Raw genomic sequence first — 15,629 nt, forward strand, 5'->3', positions numbered from 1 at the left:
GGGTCACAACCCCGAGTAGGCGTGCAGGCCCTTGAAGAAGACGTTCACGATCGTGAAGTTGAAGATCACCGCGGCGTAGGCGATGACGTTCAGCCACGCGGAGCGGGTGCCGCGCCAGCCGCGCGTCGCACGCGCGTGGATGAAGCCGGCGTAGAGCACCCAGATCACGAACGTCCAGACCTCCTTCGTGTCCCAGCCCCAGTAGCGGCTCCAGGCGCGCTCGGCCCAGATCGCACCCGCGATGAGCGTGAAGGTCCAGAACACGAAGCCGATGATCGCGAGGCGGTAGGCCAGATCCTCGAGCCGCACCGCCCCGGGCAGGCTGCCCATGAAGGCGAATCCGCCGGGCTCTCCAGCTGCGACGCGGCTGTCGCGACGGGTCTGCAGCAGCTGCAGGATCGAGAGCCCGAACGACAGCGTGAGGAACGCCACGGCCAGCACGGCCACGAGGATGTGGATCACCAGCCAGTACGAGTCGAGCGCGGGCTGCAGGGGCACGATCTCGACGTAGTAGTTGATCTTGGTGATGCCGAGGAACAGCACCGTCATGCCCGTGATGAGCGTGCCGAGGAAGCGCAGATCGACGAAGAACTGCACCAGCAGGAAGACGAGCACGATCGCGCACGTCGCCGTCAGCGCGAACTCGTACATGTTGGCCCACGGCACGCGTTCGGCGGCGATGCCGCGCAGCACGGTGGCGCCGAGGTGCAGCAGGAAGGCGAGCACGGTGAGCGAGAAGCCGATGCGCAGCGAGCGGGAGCGGGGCTGCTTCGTCGCGGTGCGGGCGACGGGCGCGGTGCGGGTGAGCGTCGCGACGCCGCCCGCTCCCGCCGCCGCCTGCCGCGCGTCGCCGCGCACGGCCTGCTGCGCCGCGTCGCCGCTGCGGTTGGCGAGGTCGACCGCGTAGAAGACGAACGCGATCGAGTACACGATCATTGCGGAATACAGCGCGATCGTCGAGTAGTGTTCCAGCTCACTCAGCACAGTGCATCAGGGTACCCTGCGTGCCTGGGAACTCACAGGCGCCGGCCCCGGTGCGCACCCGCCCGGTCGGGCTCAGTCGCGCGCCGTCACCTCGACCGTGAAGGTGAGCGGCTGGATGCCGCCCTGCTCGTTCGTCATGGTGACCTCGGTCGAACCGGGCGAGAGCGCGGTGACGCCCGGATTGAACTCGGCGCTGTCGCCCACGCGGCCGGGGGTGAACTCGGCGATCTCGGGATCGGCGACCTCGCCGGTGTAGCTGTCGACTGCGAGGCTGTCGGTGTTGATGTTGAGCACTTGGCCGACCACGAGCTCGACGCGCGCGCCCTGCAGTTCGTTCGCGCTCATCGTGACGGGCGCGATCGTGTCCTTGCCGATCGGCTCGGAGGCGGTGCCGCTGCCCGAGTCGTCGGCGGTCTCGGTGCTCCCGCCGCTCCCGCCGCAGCCGGCGAGCGTCAGGGCCAGCAGGGCGGCGGCTCCGAGAGCGGCCCAGTTCTTCGTTCTCATGGCATCAGTGTGGCACCTCCGCAGCGCGCCCCCAAGCGGCCTCGGTGACTTCGCAGCATCGGGGGCGAGACGCACCCGGCCGGCGTCCGGGGCCACGGCCCCGGGCGGCGGTCTCCCGCGTCGAGTCCGACCGCCGCCGATCCGCAGCTTCCCTGCACATCGAATCATGGTTAACATTGGACACTATCCAAGAGTTGTCCGGAGATCACCTCCCGGGCCCGCGCACGACAGGGGAGCACCATGAGCATCACCGCCACCGACACCGCTGAATCGACGGCCGACGGCCCACGACCCGCCGGCTGCCCCGTCGCGCACGCGGGCGGCACGAGCGCGGCGAGCGCCCCCGGAGCCGCGGCGGGAGACCCCGCCAGCGCCCCCGCCGCCGACGACGGCTACTTCGGCCCGGGCAGCGTCAGCTGGCGGCTCTTCTCGGACCCCAGCTCGAAGCTCGGCGGCGTCGCCGCGCTGCTGCTCCAGTCGCTCAACCCGATGATGATGCGCGTGTTCGACGGGACGAGCGGGTACGCCTCGGACGCGGAGGGCCGCGCCGAGCGCACCGGCAGGTACATCGACACGACCGTCTTCGGCGATCGGGCCCACGCCGACGCGGCGGGCGAAGCGGTGCAGCGCCTGCATGCGGCGAGCGTCTGGACCGACCCGCGCACCGGCGAGGAGCTGCGCGCAGACACCCAGGAGTGGCTCGCCTGGACTCACAATGCGATCGTCTACGGCGTGCTGCGCGCCTCCGACGCCTTCGGTCCGACGCTCACCGTGGCCGAGCAGGATCGATTCGTGGTCGAGCAGCACGAGGCGGCTCGCATCGTCGGCATCACCGACGCGTCGCTGCTGCCGGGCAGCCGCTTCGAGCTCGACCGCTACATCCACGACAACCGGGGGTGGATGGCGCTCACGCTGCCCGCCGCCGAGCTCTCCCGAGAGCTGCGCGCACCCGCGCTCCGCGGAAACCCGGTCAAGGTGTGGGCCGCGGTCAACATCCAGGACGGCATCCTCTCCCTGCTGCCCGACTGGGCGCGGCTGCTGTTCGGCGTCGAGGGGCGCCCCATGAGCCTGCGCGCCGCCGCGCGCGTGACGCGGCGGCTCACCGCCGCGGCCCGCGCGGGGCGCTCGAGCGAGGATCTGATCTCCGAGGTGGCCGAGCGCGTGCAGACCCACCCCTATCGCAGGGTGCGCCGGCGCTGATCCCGCGCCCCGGGCCCGTACCGTCCCTGGGCGACCCATCGGCATCGCCCCGAGACGACCGTGAGCCCTGCGAGACCGGCGGCGCCGCAGCCGCAGTCCGCGCACGGGGCGCCGGGCCCGCGCACCCGTATCGCCATACACTGAGACCATGCAAATCGAGACACCGTCCAAACCCGGCATCTGGCGCGAGAGCGCGACGCTGTTCGTCCTGGGGTGGGGTCTCGTGCGCTCGGGCGGGACGCGGCTGCTCGGGCTGATCCTCGTCTCCCAGCTCGTCATCCTGGGAATCGCGCTGCCCGTGATCGGGTGGCTGTTCCGCGAGGCGCTGCGCGCGAGCGGCATGACGGGCCTCGATCTGGGCGCCCTCGCGCCCGGCCAGGGGCTCCCGCTCACGATCGGGCTGATCGTGGTGATCATCGCCCTCGCGTTCTGGCTGGTCTCGCTGCAGTTCACCGCTCTCGTGGTACTGCTGCAGTGGCCCGGCATCGGCTGGCGGGGCTTCGCGGCCGAACTCGGCCGGGTCGCGCGCAAGCTGCTGCGACCGAGCTCCCTCCCGCTGCTCTGCTACCTGTTCCTGCTGCTGCCCCTGACGGGCTTCGGCTTCACCTCGACCTTCACCCGGGGCATCGCGATCCCCTCGTTCGTCTCGGGCGAGCTGCTCAAGAGCGCGTCGAGCACGGTCGCACTCGGAGCCTTCCTGCTGGTGCTCGCGGTGCTCAACGTGCGTCTCGCGCTCACCGTGCCCGTCTTCGTGCTGACCGATGGCGGGCGGGCGTCGCGGTGCAGTTGGCGCCTGACCCGCGGCGTTCGGAGCTGGCTGCCGCTCGTGCTGGCGGTCGCCGCCGTGACGCTGCTCGCCGGTCTCGCGGCGCTCGCGCTGACCGTCGCCGCCGTGGTGCCGACCGCGCTGACCGACGAGCTCGCACCCGGCGCCTCGCCGTTCGTCGCGGCCTACTCGCTCGGGGCGGCGCAGGTGGTCGGCTTCCTGCTCAGCGGGCTGGCGACGGCGTTCGTCGCGTCGATCCTGATCATGAGCGTGCGGCGGAGAGCCGATCGGCTCGCGCCGGGCGTGACGCTCGTGGAGCGGGCGCGGCCCGCCCCCTCCCCCGAGGGCGATCCCGCGCGCCGATCGCGGCGCCCGGCGCTGCTCGTCGGCGCGCTCGCCCTCGTCACCGCGCTCGGTCTCGGCACGGTGGCCGTCGACACCATGCAGCGGCTCTCCGACGCCCCCGAGACCCTCGTGCTCGCGCACCGCGGCTTCTCGGACGGCGGCGTGGAGAACACCCTCGGCGGGCTCGATGCCGCGCACGCCGCGGGCGCCGACCTCGTCGAGATGGACGTCATGCAGACGGCCGACGGCGAGTTCGTCGCGATGCACGACGCGACCCTCGGCCGTCTCGCCGGGCGGCCCGACGCCGTGAAGGATCTCACCCTCGCCGAGCTGACCGCGATCACCGTGCACGATCAGCACGGGCACGAGGATCTCATTCCGAGCTTCGCCGACTACGTGACGCGTGCGCAGCAGCTCGGCATGCCGCTGCTCATCGAGATCAAGCTCGGCGGCGCCGACACCCCCGACCACGTCGAACGGCTGGTGGCCGAGCTCGAGGCGCTCGACGCGCTCGAGAGCAACATCTACCACTCGCTCGACGCCCCGAGCGTGGCCCGCCTGAAGCAGCTGCGCCCCGACCTCACGGTCGGCTACACGATGGCGTTCGCCGCTGTCGCGGCGCCCGACACCCCGGCCGACTTCATCGTGCCCGAGGAGTGGAGCGCGACCGAGCAGCTGCAGCGGTCGGCTGCCGAGTCGGGCCTCGGCTTCATGGTGTGGACCCTGAACGACGAGGCCGGCATGCGAGAGCAGCTGCGGCGCAGCGCCGACGGCATCATCACCGATCACCCCGACCGGGTGCTCGCCCTGCGCGCCGAGATGCAGCAGGAGACCGGGCTGGCCGACGTGCTGGTCGACGCCGTCACCCGCTTCGTGAAGGTCGTCTAGGCGCGGGCTCTCCGCGCACGGCCTAGACCCCGAGCACCTGGCCCTCGAGGCGCGCGTAGCTCGTCTCCATGCCGTCGACCATGCCGGTGGCGAGGATCATCTCGCGGGTCGCCTCGTCGGGGTAGGTGATGAGCAGCGACAGCAGGGTGCCGCCCTCGACGGGGGTGAGCGTCATCTCGTTGATCGTCTCGGCGCTGTTCGCCGCATCGGGGTCGTCGGGCGTCCACATCGCCTCGGTCGTGACCGAGCGGTACGGCGCCGACACCTCGCGGGCGACGCCGGTGAACCCGAACCGCTGGCCGTCGGCCGTGTTCTCCCAGCCGCTGCGGTACCGCTCGCCGGCTTCGGCGGCGACCTCGCAGATCGGCATGGTCCAGCCGTCGGGGCCGAGCTGCCAGCGCCGCAGCAGTTCGGGGTCCATGTGCGCCCGCCACACCTGCTCGACCGTGCCTCGGATCACCCGAGAGACGCGGGCCTGGCGGTCGCCGATCAGCTGCAGCTCGGTGCCGCGTCCGGCGGCGAACGACGCGAGATCCTCGACCACGGCGTCGATCTGCCCCATCGCGGCGCTCATGCCCTCGACCATGCCCATGCCCTGCAGCTGCTCGAGCTCGTCGAGCGAGCCGAAGTGCGTGGTCGTGGTGAGTCGCGAGCCGAGCGCGGTCTCGGCGAACTCGAACACCATGCGCATGCTCGGCAGGTCGGGGTTGGGCGTGCCGTCCTCGTGGGCGAAGCCGTCGCGCACCTCGAACGAGTGCGGCGCGTCGACGGCGTCCCACTCCCAGTAGCCGCAGCTGCGGTCGCCCTCGGGGCCGGTCATGTAGTACTGGCTGAGCCCGCCGGGGTGGGCGTCGTGACGCAGGAAGGTGGCGGGATACTCGGGCGGCCCCCAGAAGCGCTCGATCTGGCGCGGGTCGGTGTAGGCGTCCCAGAGTCTGCGCACGGGGACGGTGAAGTCGGCGATCACGGTGAGGGTGAGCGCTTCGGGATCGGTGGTGACTGCGGTGATGGGCATGATTCGGGCCTTTCGTGGTGCGCCGTGCGGGACGCGGGTGGGGGTCGGCGCCGCGTTGCGCCGGCCCGGGGTCAGCTGGCGGGCGGATCCTCGGCGAGGAGCGCGTCGAGACGTTCGATGCGCCCGCGCCAGATCTGCTCGAAGCGGCCCAGCAGCTGCTGGGCGCGGCGGATGGTGTCGGGGTTGCCTCGGATGATGCGCTCCCTTCCTCGGGGGATGCGTTCGACGAGGTCGGCGGCCTCGAGCACGGCGATGTGCTTCTGCACGGCCGCGAACGACATCTCGTAGCGGTCGGCGAGTTGCGAGATCGACGCCTCTGCGCCGAGCGTGCGGCGCACGATGTCGCGGCGCGTGGCGTCGGCGAGCGCCCGGAAGACGCGGTCGACCTCGGCGTCGTCGAGTTCGCCGATGGCGGTGGGCTGGCGGTCGGGAGCGGTCTTCATGAGCGCCTCCTCAATATGAAACCATTTAGTTGCATATCAAGTCACGCGGGCGCCCGGGTCAACCCCGGGCTCCCCGCGGCTCCCGCTTGCGCAAGCGAACTCGGCACCCGCCTCGTGCGGGGCTGTTCGGGCGCGTCGCTACTCGGCGGCCGGCGCCTGGGGGGACTCGGGGGCGGTTCCGCTCTTCGCCGCCCGGCGCTTCGCCCGCCACGACGAGAACGCGCGCCACATCTCGACCAGGATCGGGATGCCCGGGATCAGCACCAGCACGATGATGAAGACCTCGCTGTACTGCTGCACGAACGGGATCTGCCCGAGGAAGTAGCCGAGCAGCGTCACCCCCACCGCCCAGAGCAGCCCGCCGACCGCGTTGTAGACGACGAAGCGGCGGTACGTCATGTTGCCGACGCCCGCCGCGGCGGGCACGAACCCGCGGATGATCGGCAGGAAGCGCGCGATGATGATCGCCTTCGGGCCGTGCTTCTCGAAGAACGCGTGCGTGCGCGCCACGTTCTCGGGGTTGAAGAGCCGACTCTTCGGGCGGTTGAAGATGGCCGGGCCGATCTTGCGGCCGAGCATGAAGCCCATCTGGTCGCCCAGGAACGCGCAGATGAACAGCACCGTGCAGGTGATCCAGATCGGGATGTCGATGATCGGCACGCCGCCCGGCCCGGTCGCGCTGAAGAGCCCCACGGTGAACAGCAGCGAGTCGCCGGGCAGGAAGGCGAGCACCACCACGCCGGTCTCGAGGAACACGAACAGGCACGCGAGCACGAGCGCGGCCCAGCCCCCCGCCTCCAGCAGCGTCTCGGGGTCGAGCCAGTCGATGCCGAGCAGCGCGGGGACGACGAGTGCGCTCAGCGAAGAGGAGGTGAGAGTCACGTGTGGGGCTCTGCTTTCGATCGGATCAGGCGGGCACGACGCCTTCTAGTATGCCCGCCGCTGCTGTACGACCACTCCCGATGCGGAAGCGCCCGCGCCGCCGAACCGACGGAGGCCCCGGATCGCGTACGCTCCGGGGCCTCCGTCGGACGCGCGGCGGTCAGGCCCGCTCGGCCATCTCCACCACGTTCTGCAGCAGCAGCGCGCGCGTCATGGGGCCGACCCCCCCGGGGTTCGGCGAGACCCAGCACGCCACCTCGGCGACGCCCGGGTCGACATCGCCCACCACGCGGCTCTTGCCGGTCTCGGGGTCGGTCTTGCGCGAGACTCCCACGTCGAGCACGATCGCGCCGGGCTTCACGTGCTCGGCGGCGACGATGCCCTCGACGCCGGCTGCGGCGACGATCACGTCGGCGCGGCGCAGCTCGGCGGCGAGATCCTTCGTGCCGGTGTGCGTCAGCGTGACGGTCGCGTTGTACTCGCGGCGCGTGAGCAGGGGGCCGATCGGCCGGCCGACGGTCACGCCCCGACCCACGACCACCACGTGCTGACCGGCCCACGACAGGCCGTTGCGCTCGACCAGCTCGATCACGCCGCGCGGGGTGCAGGGGAGGGGGCTCGTGATCTCGGTGTTCGCGTTGAGCACGAGACGCCCGAGGTTCGTCGGGTGCAGACCGTCGGCGTCCTTGCCGGGATCGATGCGCTCGAGGATGCGGTCGGTGTCGATGTGCTTCGGCAGCGGCAGCTGCACGATGTAGCCCGTGCACTCGGGATCGGCGTTGAGCTCGTCGAGCACCGCCTCCAGCTCCTGCTGGGTCACCGTCTCGGGCAGCTCGCGCTTGATCGAGGCGATGCCGACCTCGGCGCAGTCGCGGTGCTTGCCCGCCACGTACCACTGCGAGCCGGGATCCTCGCCCACGAGCACGGTGGCGAGACCGGGCACAATGCCGCGCTCGCGCAGCGCGGCCACCCGCTGCGTCAGCTCGCTCTTGATCGCGGCGGCCGCGGCCGTGCCGTCGAGGATGTTTGCAGACATGACTGACTCCTCTTGTGAGCCGTGTCCGGGCCCGTCGATGGGCGGCGAGCGCCGCCCGCTTCGACGGGCCCGGCGAACGGGTTTACCAGGTCTCGAGGCCGCGGTACAGCGGGAAGGCCTCTGCGAGCGCGGTGACCCGGGCCTTGAGGGCCTCGATGTCGCCGGACTGCTGCAGGGTCTGCGCGATGATGTCGGCCACCTCGGCGAACTCGGCGTCGCCGAAGCCGCGGGTCGCGAGCGCGGGCGTGCCGATGCGCAGGCCGCTCGTGACCATCGGGGGCCGCGGGTCGAAGGGCACGGCGTTGCGGTTGACGGTGATGCCCACCGCGTGCAGCGCGTCCTCGGCCTGCTGGCCGTCGAGCTCGCTGTGGCGCAGGTCGGCGAGCACCAGGTGCACGTCGGTGCCGCCGGTCAGCACGTCGACGCCGGCGCTCTTCGAGGCCTCGCTCGTCAGGGACTCGGCCACGAGCTTGGCGCCCGAGAGGGTGCGCACCTGGCGATCCTTGAACTCGTCGGTTGCGGCGAGCTTGAAGGCGGTCGCCTTGGCGGCGATCACGTGCATGAGCGGGCCGCCCTGCTGGCCGGGGAACACGTTCGAGTTGAGACGCTTGTAGATCTCGAGGTCGTTCGTGAGGATGAAGCCCGAGCGGGGGCCGCCGATGGTCTTGTGCACAGTCGACGAGACGACGTGGGCGTGCGGCACCGGGTTGGGGTAGAGGCCCGCGGCGACGAGGCCCGCGAAGTGCGCCATGTCGACCCACAGGGTCGCGCCCACCTCGTCGGCGATCTCGCGGAACTTCGCGAAGTCGAGCGTGCGGGGATAGGCCGACCAGCCGGCGATGATCACCTTCGGCTTGTGCTCGAGCGCCTGCTCGCGCACGACGTCCATGTCGATGAGGAAGGTCTCGGGGTCGACGCCGTAGTGCGCGACGTTGTAGAGCTTGCCCGAGAAGTTGAGCTTCATGCCGTGGGTGAGGTGGCCGCCGTGGGCGAGCTCGAGGCCCAGGATGGTGTCGCCGGGCTCGGCGATGGCGCTGAGCACGGCGGCGTTGGCGCTCGCGCCCGAGTGGGGCTGCACGTTCGCGTACTTCGCGCCGAACAGCGACTTGGCGCGCTCGCGGGCCAGATCCTCGGCGACGTCGACGAACTCGCAGCCGCCGTAGTAGCGGCGGCCCGGGTAGCCCTCGGCGTACTTGTTGGTGAGCACGGAGCCCTGCGCCTCGAGCACGGCGCGGGGCACGAAGTTCTCGCTGGCGATCATCTCGAGGGTGCCGCGCTGGCGGCCGAGCTCGTTCTTGAGCACCTCGGCGATCTCGGGATCGACCGCCTCGAGCGGCTCGTTGAAGAATGCGGACTGGGTGGACATTGTGTGCTCCTTCTGTCTTCGTCTCCGTGGCACACGGAGATTCCAGAGAAATACGACCCAGGCGAGCGGCCAATTGATGCGAAACGTCGTTCCCCGATGGTGTCCCATCTGCACGCCAGTCACGACAGCCATCAGTTTAGCGCGGATCCACTACCCTTGTACTCCGTGAGCACCAACACGATCGCCCCCGCAGAGACCACCGACAGCACCCAGTGGGTGCTCACCCTCTCGTGCATCGACGGTCCGGGCATCGTGCACGCGATCAGCGGGGCGATCGTCGCCGCCGGCGGCAACATCGCCGAGAGCCAGCAGTTCGCCTCGGCCGACACGGGTCGATTCTTCATGCGTCTGCAGGTCGAGGCGGTGGCGCAGCCCGAGACCTTCGAGCAGCGGTTCACGGGCGCCCTCGCGCCCGTCACCGAGCGCTACCACATGACCTGGCGCCTCGACACGGTGGGCCGTCCCGTGCGCACCCTGCTCCTCGCCTCCACCGCGACTCACTGCGTCAACGATCTGCTCTACCGCCGCCGCGCGGGCCAGCTGCCGATCGAGGTGCCCCTCGTGCTCTCGAACCACGAGACCATGCGCGACATCGCCGAGTTCTACGGGGTGCCCTTCGAGCACCGCCCCATCGCGGGCGCCGACGACAAGGCCGCGTTCGAGCGTCGCGTGCTCGAGGCCGTCGAAGAGCTCGACATCGAGCTCGTAGTGCTGGCCCGCTACATGCAGATCCTGTCGCCAGAGCTGTGCGAGGCGCTCGAGGGGCGCGCGATCAACATCCACCACTCGTTCCTGCCCGGGTTCAAGGGCGCCAACCCCTACAAGCAGGCGCATCAGCGCGGCGTGAAACTGATCGGCGCGACCGCGCACTTCGTCACCACCGACCTCGACGAGGGGCCGATCATCGAGCAGGACACCACCCGCGTCGACCACTCCTACTCGCCGCGCGAGCTCGTGCAGCTGGGGCAGGACATCGAGGCGCGCGTGCTGCGGCACGCGGTCAACTGGTTCGCCGAGAACCGCATCCTGGCCGACGGCGACCGCACCATCATCTTCCAGTAGCGGGTCACGGCGTATTCGGCGCCGACGGCCTCACCGGTCCGGATCCGGCTTCCTCGCGCACGGCCGCGAGTTCGGCCCGCAGACCTGCGAGCAGCGCGCGGAGCCCCAGCTCGAACGCGGCGTCCGCGGGCCGCTGGCCGGCGGCCGCGAGCGCCGCACGCCGCGCTTCGTAGGCGACGGCGAATGCGGGCACGTCGGTGCGGGGGCCGGGATCGAGCATGTCGTCGGCGGCGGCGAGATCGAGAGCCGAGCCGAGTATGAACGATTCGAGCGCGACGAGCGCCGTGAGCGCGCGGTCCCGCGGCCAGCCGGCCCGCAGCATCGCGGCGATGACGGCCTCGTACATGCGCGTCGTCGCGGACTCCTCGGCGAGGGGCAGCACGGCGAGCAGCGCGACCGTCGAGGGGTGGGCGGCGAAGGCGTCGCGGTAGTGGTGGGCCCATTCCGCGAGCGCCTCGTCCCACGGCTCGTGCTCGAACACGCCGGTGGGGATGCGGTCGCTGAGCAGCTCCCGCACACCGGCGATGAGCTCGGCGCGGCCGGCGACGTGGTTGTACAGCGCGGACGGCCGCACGCCGAGTTCGGCGGCGATCGCGCGCATGCCGGCGCCGTCGGCACCGCGTTCGTCGATGAGCCGCAGGCCGGTCTCGATGATGAGACGTCGCGAGAGCACGCGCACGCTCGGCCGCCCGGCCCTGCGTCGCGCCGGAGCGGGCCGTTGGGGGGATCTCGCCCCGTCGGCTGCTGCTGCCATCGCACTCCCCCTCTGTCGCCGGTGCCGCTCCGAGCCGCCGTTCGCGGCGCTGAGCCGCGGCGCCCCCGCGGCCGCCGCGCCGGTCCCGGTTCACGCTAGCGCAACGCGCCGTTCCGTACTATTCTCGACGCGGCACCCGAAAAGAACCCCGTTCATTTTGCGTGCCGCGTCGCGGCGAGAGCGATTCGTCGCGAGGCCGAGCACACATCGAAGGAGATCCCGTGGCCGCTGCCCCCGACGCCGGCATCGCCGCTCGGCGCGCCGCTCTCGCCTTCGCAGCCCCCACGCAGAGAAGGACGCACCCATGAGCCTCACGATCTTCACCGGCGGCACCGTGCTCGTCGACCCCGCGGGCGAGCACGGCCCCGTCACGAGCACGGCGATCGCGTTCAGAGACGACCGAGTCGCGGCCCACGGCACGGCGGCCGAGGCGCTGGCCTCGGAGCCGGGGGCGGTACGCGTGGACCTCGCGGGCGGCGTGCTGGCGCCGGCGCCCGGTGACGGCCACGCCCACCCGCTGCTCGGCGGGCTCGAGGCGCTCGGGCCGAACGTGCGCGAGGCCTCCGATCTCGCGGGAATCCTCGAGGCCGTGGCGGCGTGGAAGGCCGAGCATCCCGAGGCCGAATGGATCGTGGGCGGCAGCTACGACGCCACCTTCGCCGAGGGCGGCCTCTTCGACGCGCGATGGCTCGACGAGGCGACGGGCGACACCCCCACGATCCTGCGCGCCTGGGACTACCACACCGCGTGGGCCAACTCCGCAGCGCTGCGGGCGGGCGGCATCACTGCCGAGACCCCGGACCCCGCCCTCGGCCGCATCGTGCGCCGCGAGGACGGCGCGCCGCTCGGCACCCTGCAGGAGGCCGCGGCGAACGACTTCCTCGCCGACGTCGTGCCTCCGTTCTCGCTCGCGCAGCGGGTCGCCGCCCTCGAGCAGGCCACCCTCGGCTACGCCGCCCAGGGCACCACCTGGGTGCAGGACGCGTGGGTCGAGCTCGACGCCCTGCCCGTCTACGTCGCCGCAGCCGAAGCCGGCCGCCTGCACACGCGCCTCAATCTGGCCTTCCGCGCCGACCCGGCCCGCTGGCGCCGGCAGGTCGAGGAGTTCGTCGCGGCCCGCGCCGAAGTGCGGGCGCTGGGCGCGGATCGCCTCACCGCGGAGACCGTCAAGTTCTTCGCCGATGGGGTGATCGAGAGCCACACGGCCGCCATGATCGCCCCCTACGCCGACCGTCCCGACGAGCGCGGCCTGCCGAACTGGACGGCCTCGGAACTCGCAGAGGCCGCCGCCGCGTTCGACGCCGAGGGGTTCCAGCTCCACATCCACGCCATCGGCGACGCCGCGAACCGCGACGCCCTCGACGCGCTCGAGGCGGCGACCCGAGACGATCCCGCCCGCGAACGGCACCACGTCGTCGCGCACGTCGCCGTGCTCGATCCCGCCGACATCGCCCGCTTCGCCGAGCTCGGCGTCATCGCCAACTTCGAACCCTACTGGGCGCAGTGCGACGCCGTGATGCGCGACCTCACCATCCCGCACCTCGGCCGCCCCCGCGACGAGTGGCAGTACCTCATCGGCTCGGTGCACCGCAGCGGCGCCACCGTGTCGTTCGGCAGCGACTGGCCCGTGACCACGCGCGACTGGCGCCCCGCGCTCTCGACCGCGATCACGCGGCACAGCCACGCAGAGCCCGGCGCCCCCGCCTGGCTGCCCGCCGAGCGCGTCGACGCGGGTACCGCCTACGCGGCGTACACCTCCGGCATCGCCCGCCAGGCCCTCGCGGGCGCAGATCGCGGCACCCTCGAGACCGGCCGCATCGCCGGCGCCGTGTGGCTCTCCGCCGATCCGCTCTCGATCGCCCCCGAGGCGATCGCCGACCTCGCCGTGCACGGCACCTGGCTCGCCGGCGACGAAACATACCGGGCGTAATCTTCATCACAACCGCTTCACTCGATTCAAAGGAGACACTGTGAGCGATTCATCCCAGCCGCATCTCAAGCGGGCACTCGGCCTCACCGGCCTCACGCTGTTCGGCGTGACCTACATGACGGTGATCACGGTCTTCACGACCTACGGCATCTTCAACCAGGTCACCGACGGCCACCTCCCCGCGGCCTACGTCGTCGCGGTCGTCACGATGCTCTTCACCGCCGCCAGCTACGGTGCGATGGTGCGCCGCTACCCCGTCGCGGGCTCCGCCTACACCTACTCGCAGCAGTCGTTCGGCGGTGCCGCAGGCTTCCTCACCGGCTGGGTCATGCTGCTCGACTACCTGTTCATCCCGATGATCAACTTCATGCTCATCGGCATCTACCTGAACACGCAGTTCCCCGCGATCCCCGCGTGGATCTTCACGCTCGCGGCGCTGCTCATCGTGCTCGTCTTCAACGTGCTCGGCATCACGCTCGTGAACCGGGCCAACATGGTGATCATCGCGCTCTCCGTGGTGCTCGTGGTGCTGTTCATGGTGCTCGCCTTCAAGCACTCGCTCGGCGGCAACACCGAGATCAGCCTCATCGAGCCCTTCACCTTCGGAGAGGGCGGGATCGGCGCGGTCGCCTCCGGCGCCGCGATCCTCGCGCTCTCGTTCCTCGGCTTCGACGCGGTCTCCACGCTCTCCGAGGAGGCCAAGCGGCCCCGCAAGGACATCCCGCGCGCGATCGTGCTCGCGACGATGGTGGGAGGCCTCTTCTTCATCCTCGTCTCGTGGGCCGGCGCCATGGCCTACCAGCCGGACTGGGAGTCGCTCACCGCGGGCGAGGTCGACGCCGCCGGCGTCACGGTGATGAACAACATCGGCGGCGAGGCGTTCACCGCGTTCTTCGTCGCGGTCTACGTGGTGGGAGCGTTCGGCTCGGGCATGACCGGCCAGGTGTCGGTCTCGCGCATCCTCTACGCGATGGGCCGCGACGGCATGCTGCCGAAGCCCCTCTCGCGTCTGCACCGTCGCTTCGGCACCCCGATCGTCGCCGCCGTCACCGTGTCGGTGTTCGCGCTGTCGAGCCTCTTCCTCTCGCTCGACACCGTGGCCTTCATGATCAGCTTCGGCGCGCTCGCGGCGTTCGCGATGGTGAACCTCTCGGTGATCCGCACCTACCTGTTCCCGAAGGGCGGTCGCAAGCAGCCCCTCACGGCGCGCGAGGTACTCACGCACGGCGTCGCGCCGCTCATCGGCTTCGGTCTCACGATCTGGCTGTGGACCTCGCTCGAGCCCGGCACCTGGCTCGTGGGCGGCATCTGGCTCGTCATCGGCGTCATCATCATCGCGATCGTCACGGGCGGGTTCAAGCGCCCGGTGCCCAAGATGGACTTCTCCGAGAACGATCCCACGACCGAGCAGATCGACCAGCTCGCCGAGGAGTACCCGCTCGATCCCCGCAGCTGATCGGAAGGGTGCGGGGCGCGTCCCCCTCCCGTGAGCGGTCGGTCCGAACGGCCCGGCGTCTCGAGACGCCGGGCCGTTCGGCGCGTGCGGGGCTCGACCGGCCCGATCGGGCAAGATGGAGCGCATGACGTTGCTGCGCATCGGAGAGACCGACCTCTACACGGAGGACTCGGGCACCGGCGAGCCCGTGCTGCTGCTGCACGGCGGGTTCTGCTCGCTCGAGTCCCTGCGGCACCAGGCCGAGGCCCTCGCGCCGGATCACCGGGTGATCGCGTTCGAACGCCCGGGCCACGGGCGCTCCGCCGACATCGACGGCGAGTACTCCTACGAGCGGGGCGTCGCGGAGGCTCTCGCCGTGCTCGACGCGCAGGGCGTCGAGGCGGCCCACGTGATCGGCTACAGCGACGGCGCGATCATCGGACTGCTGCTCGCCCGCGACCAGCCGCACCGGGTGCGCTCGCTCGTCTCGATCAGCGCGAACCTCGACCCCTCGGCCTTCACGCACTCCGCGGAGGCCGCGGGGGCGGTGGTGCTCGACGAGCGGGCGCGCTCCACGCGCTCGGAGACCGTGACCGCGGCGAGCGCGGCGGCGAGCGAGTCCGGCGGGGGCGGGGGCTCGGATCGCGACCCGAGCACCGAACCCGATGTCGAGCGCGCGCACTACGACCGGCTCTCCCCCGACGGTCCGCAGCACGCGGAGATCGTGCTCGGCAAGCTCCTGCGGCTCTGGACATCGCAGCCGCGCATCGACCCGGCGAGCCTCGCATCCGTCGCCGCGCCCGTGCTCGTGATGTCGGGCGACCGCGACACGATCCGCCCCGACCACAGTCTGCTCATCGCGGCGTCGATCCCGGGCGCCCGGCTCTGCATCGTGCCCGGCGCGTCGCACGGGCTCGTCGCCGAACGACCGGCGTTCATCGCGCGTGAGATCCGCGAGTTCCTGCACCCCGCGTGAGCGGGCGGCCGCCCTCGCCCGGCGGCGGTCCCGCGCTCCCCTC

Annotated in this window: 14 protein-coding genes and 1 riboswitch; of the genes, 6 read left to right on the forward strand and 8 right to left on the reverse strand. The window is 71.3% G+C overall.

Annotated elements, in window-relative coordinates:
• Positions 1–3: 3 nt before the first annotated feature.
• Positions 4–936 carry a c-type cytochrome biogenesis protein CcsB gene (ccsB, locus tag H490_RS22415; RefSeq protein WP_017883691.1) on the reverse strand — a complete coding sequence of 311 codons (933 nt, stop codon included), beginning with the start codon at positions 934–936 and terminating at the stop codon, positions 4–6.
• 120 nt (positions 937–1,056) lie between these two features.
• Complete coding sequence (locus tag H490_RS22420; RefSeq protein WP_017883692.1) at positions 1,057–1,488, reverse strand: pilus assembly protein N-terminal domain-containing protein; 432 nt, start codon at positions 1,486–1,488, stop codon at positions 1,057–1,059.
• Between the two features lie 240 nt (positions 1,489–1,728).
• Between H490_RS22420 and H490_RS22425 the strand changes: the two genes are divergently transcribed.
• Both H490_RS22425 and H490_RS22430 read left to right on the forward strand, forming a co-directional pair.
• A complete protein-coding gene (locus H490_RS22425; RefSeq protein ID WP_017883693.1) occupies positions 1,729–2,688 on the forward strand; it encodes an oxygenase MpaB family protein in 960 nt (319 codons plus the stop codon).
• Positions 2,689–2,836: 148 nt separating this feature from the next.
• Positions 2,837–4,687 (forward strand): glycerophosphodiester phosphodiesterase family protein, encoded by a 1,851-nt coding sequence (locus H490_RS22430; RefSeq protein ID WP_017883694.1) that lies wholly within the window; start codon positions 2,837–2,839, stop codon positions 4,685–4,687.
• A gap of 22 nt (positions 4,688–4,709) precedes the next feature.
• Here the strand turns inward: H490_RS22430 and H490_RS22435 are convergent, their stop codons facing one another.
• From H490_RS22435 to glyA, 5 genes are all read right to left on the reverse strand, one after another.
• Positions 4,710–5,702, reverse strand: coding sequence for an SRPBCC family protein (locus H490_RS22435; protein ID WP_017883695.1), 993 nt, complete (start codon positions 5,700–5,702; stop codon positions 4,710–4,712).
• 71 nt (positions 5,703–5,773) lie between these two features.
• A complete protein-coding gene (locus tag H490_RS22440; protein WP_017883696.1) occupies positions 5,774–6,145 on the reverse strand; it encodes an ArsR/SmtB family transcription factor in 372 nt (123 codons plus the stop codon).
• A 138-nt stretch (positions 6,146–6,283) separates the two neighbouring features.
• Positions 6,284–7,027 (reverse strand): VTT domain-containing protein, encoded by a 744-nt coding sequence (locus H490_RS22445; RefSeq protein WP_017883697.1) that lies wholly within the window; start codon positions 7,025–7,027, stop codon positions 6,284–6,286.
• 160 nt (positions 7,028–7,187) lie between these two features.
• On the reverse strand, positions 7,188–8,063 hold the full coding sequence (locus H490_RS22450) for a bifunctional methylenetetrahydrofolate dehydrogenase/methenyltetrahydrofolate cyclohydrolase (RefSeq protein ID WP_017883698.1): 876 nt from the start codon (positions 8,061–8,063) through the stop codon (positions 7,188–7,190).
• An 82-nt stretch (positions 8,064–8,145) separates the two neighbouring features.
• Positions 8,146–9,429, reverse strand: a complete 1,284-nt coding sequence (glyA, locus tag H490_RS22455; RefSeq protein ID WP_017883699.1) for a serine hydroxymethyltransferase — start codon at positions 9,427–9,429, stop codon at positions 8,146–8,148.
• A gap of 48 nt (positions 9,430–9,477) precedes the next feature.
• A riboswitch (ZMP/ZTP riboswitch) is annotated at positions 9,478–9,562 on the reverse strand.
• A 23-nt stretch (positions 9,563–9,585) separates the two neighbouring features.
• Between glyA and purU the strand changes: the two genes are divergently transcribed.
• The gene (gene purU, locus H490_RS22460; protein ID WP_017883700.1) at positions 9,586–10,491 is read left to right on the forward strand and encodes a formyltetrahydrofolate deformylase; all 906 of its coding nucleotides are present in this window, start codon (positions 9,586–9,588) and stop codon (positions 10,489–10,491) included.
• A 4-nt stretch (positions 10,492–10,495) separates the two neighbouring features.
• On the opposite strand, the gene H490_RS22465 is transcribed toward purU, so the two are convergent.
• The gene (locus tag H490_RS22465; RefSeq protein WP_069187459.1) at positions 10,496–11,245 is read right to left on the reverse strand and encodes a TetR/AcrR family transcriptional regulator; all 750 of its coding nucleotides are present in this window, start codon (positions 11,243–11,245) and stop codon (positions 10,496–10,498) included.
• Between the two features lie 304 nt (positions 11,246–11,549).
• On the opposite strand from H490_RS22465, the gene H490_RS22470 reads away from it, so the two are divergent.
• The 3 genes from H490_RS22470 to H490_RS0115810 all read left to right on the forward strand — a co-directional run bounded on the left by H490_RS22470 (position 11,550) and on the right by H490_RS0115810 (position 15,586).
• Positions 11,550–13,175, forward strand: coding sequence for an amidohydrolase (locus H490_RS22470; protein WP_017883702.1), 1,626 nt, complete (start codon positions 11,550–11,552; stop codon positions 13,173–13,175).
• Positions 13,176–13,215: 40 nt separating this feature from the next.
• A complete protein-coding gene (locus H490_RS22475; RefSeq protein WP_017883703.1) occupies positions 13,216–14,631 on the forward strand; it encodes an APC family permease in 1,416 nt (471 codons plus the stop codon).
• A 124-nt stretch (positions 14,632–14,755) separates the two neighbouring features.
• Positions 14,756–15,586, forward strand: coding sequence for an alpha/beta fold hydrolase (locus H490_RS0115810; RefSeq protein ID WP_017883704.1), 831 nt, complete (start codon positions 14,756–14,758; stop codon positions 15,584–15,586).
• The last annotated feature ends 43 nt before the right edge of the window (positions 15,587–15,629 follow it).

Source organism: Leucobacter sp. UCD-THU (assembly GCF_000349545.1).
GTDB lineage: Bacteria > Actinomycetota > Actinomycetes > Actinomycetales > Microbacteriaceae > Leucobacter > Leucobacter muris.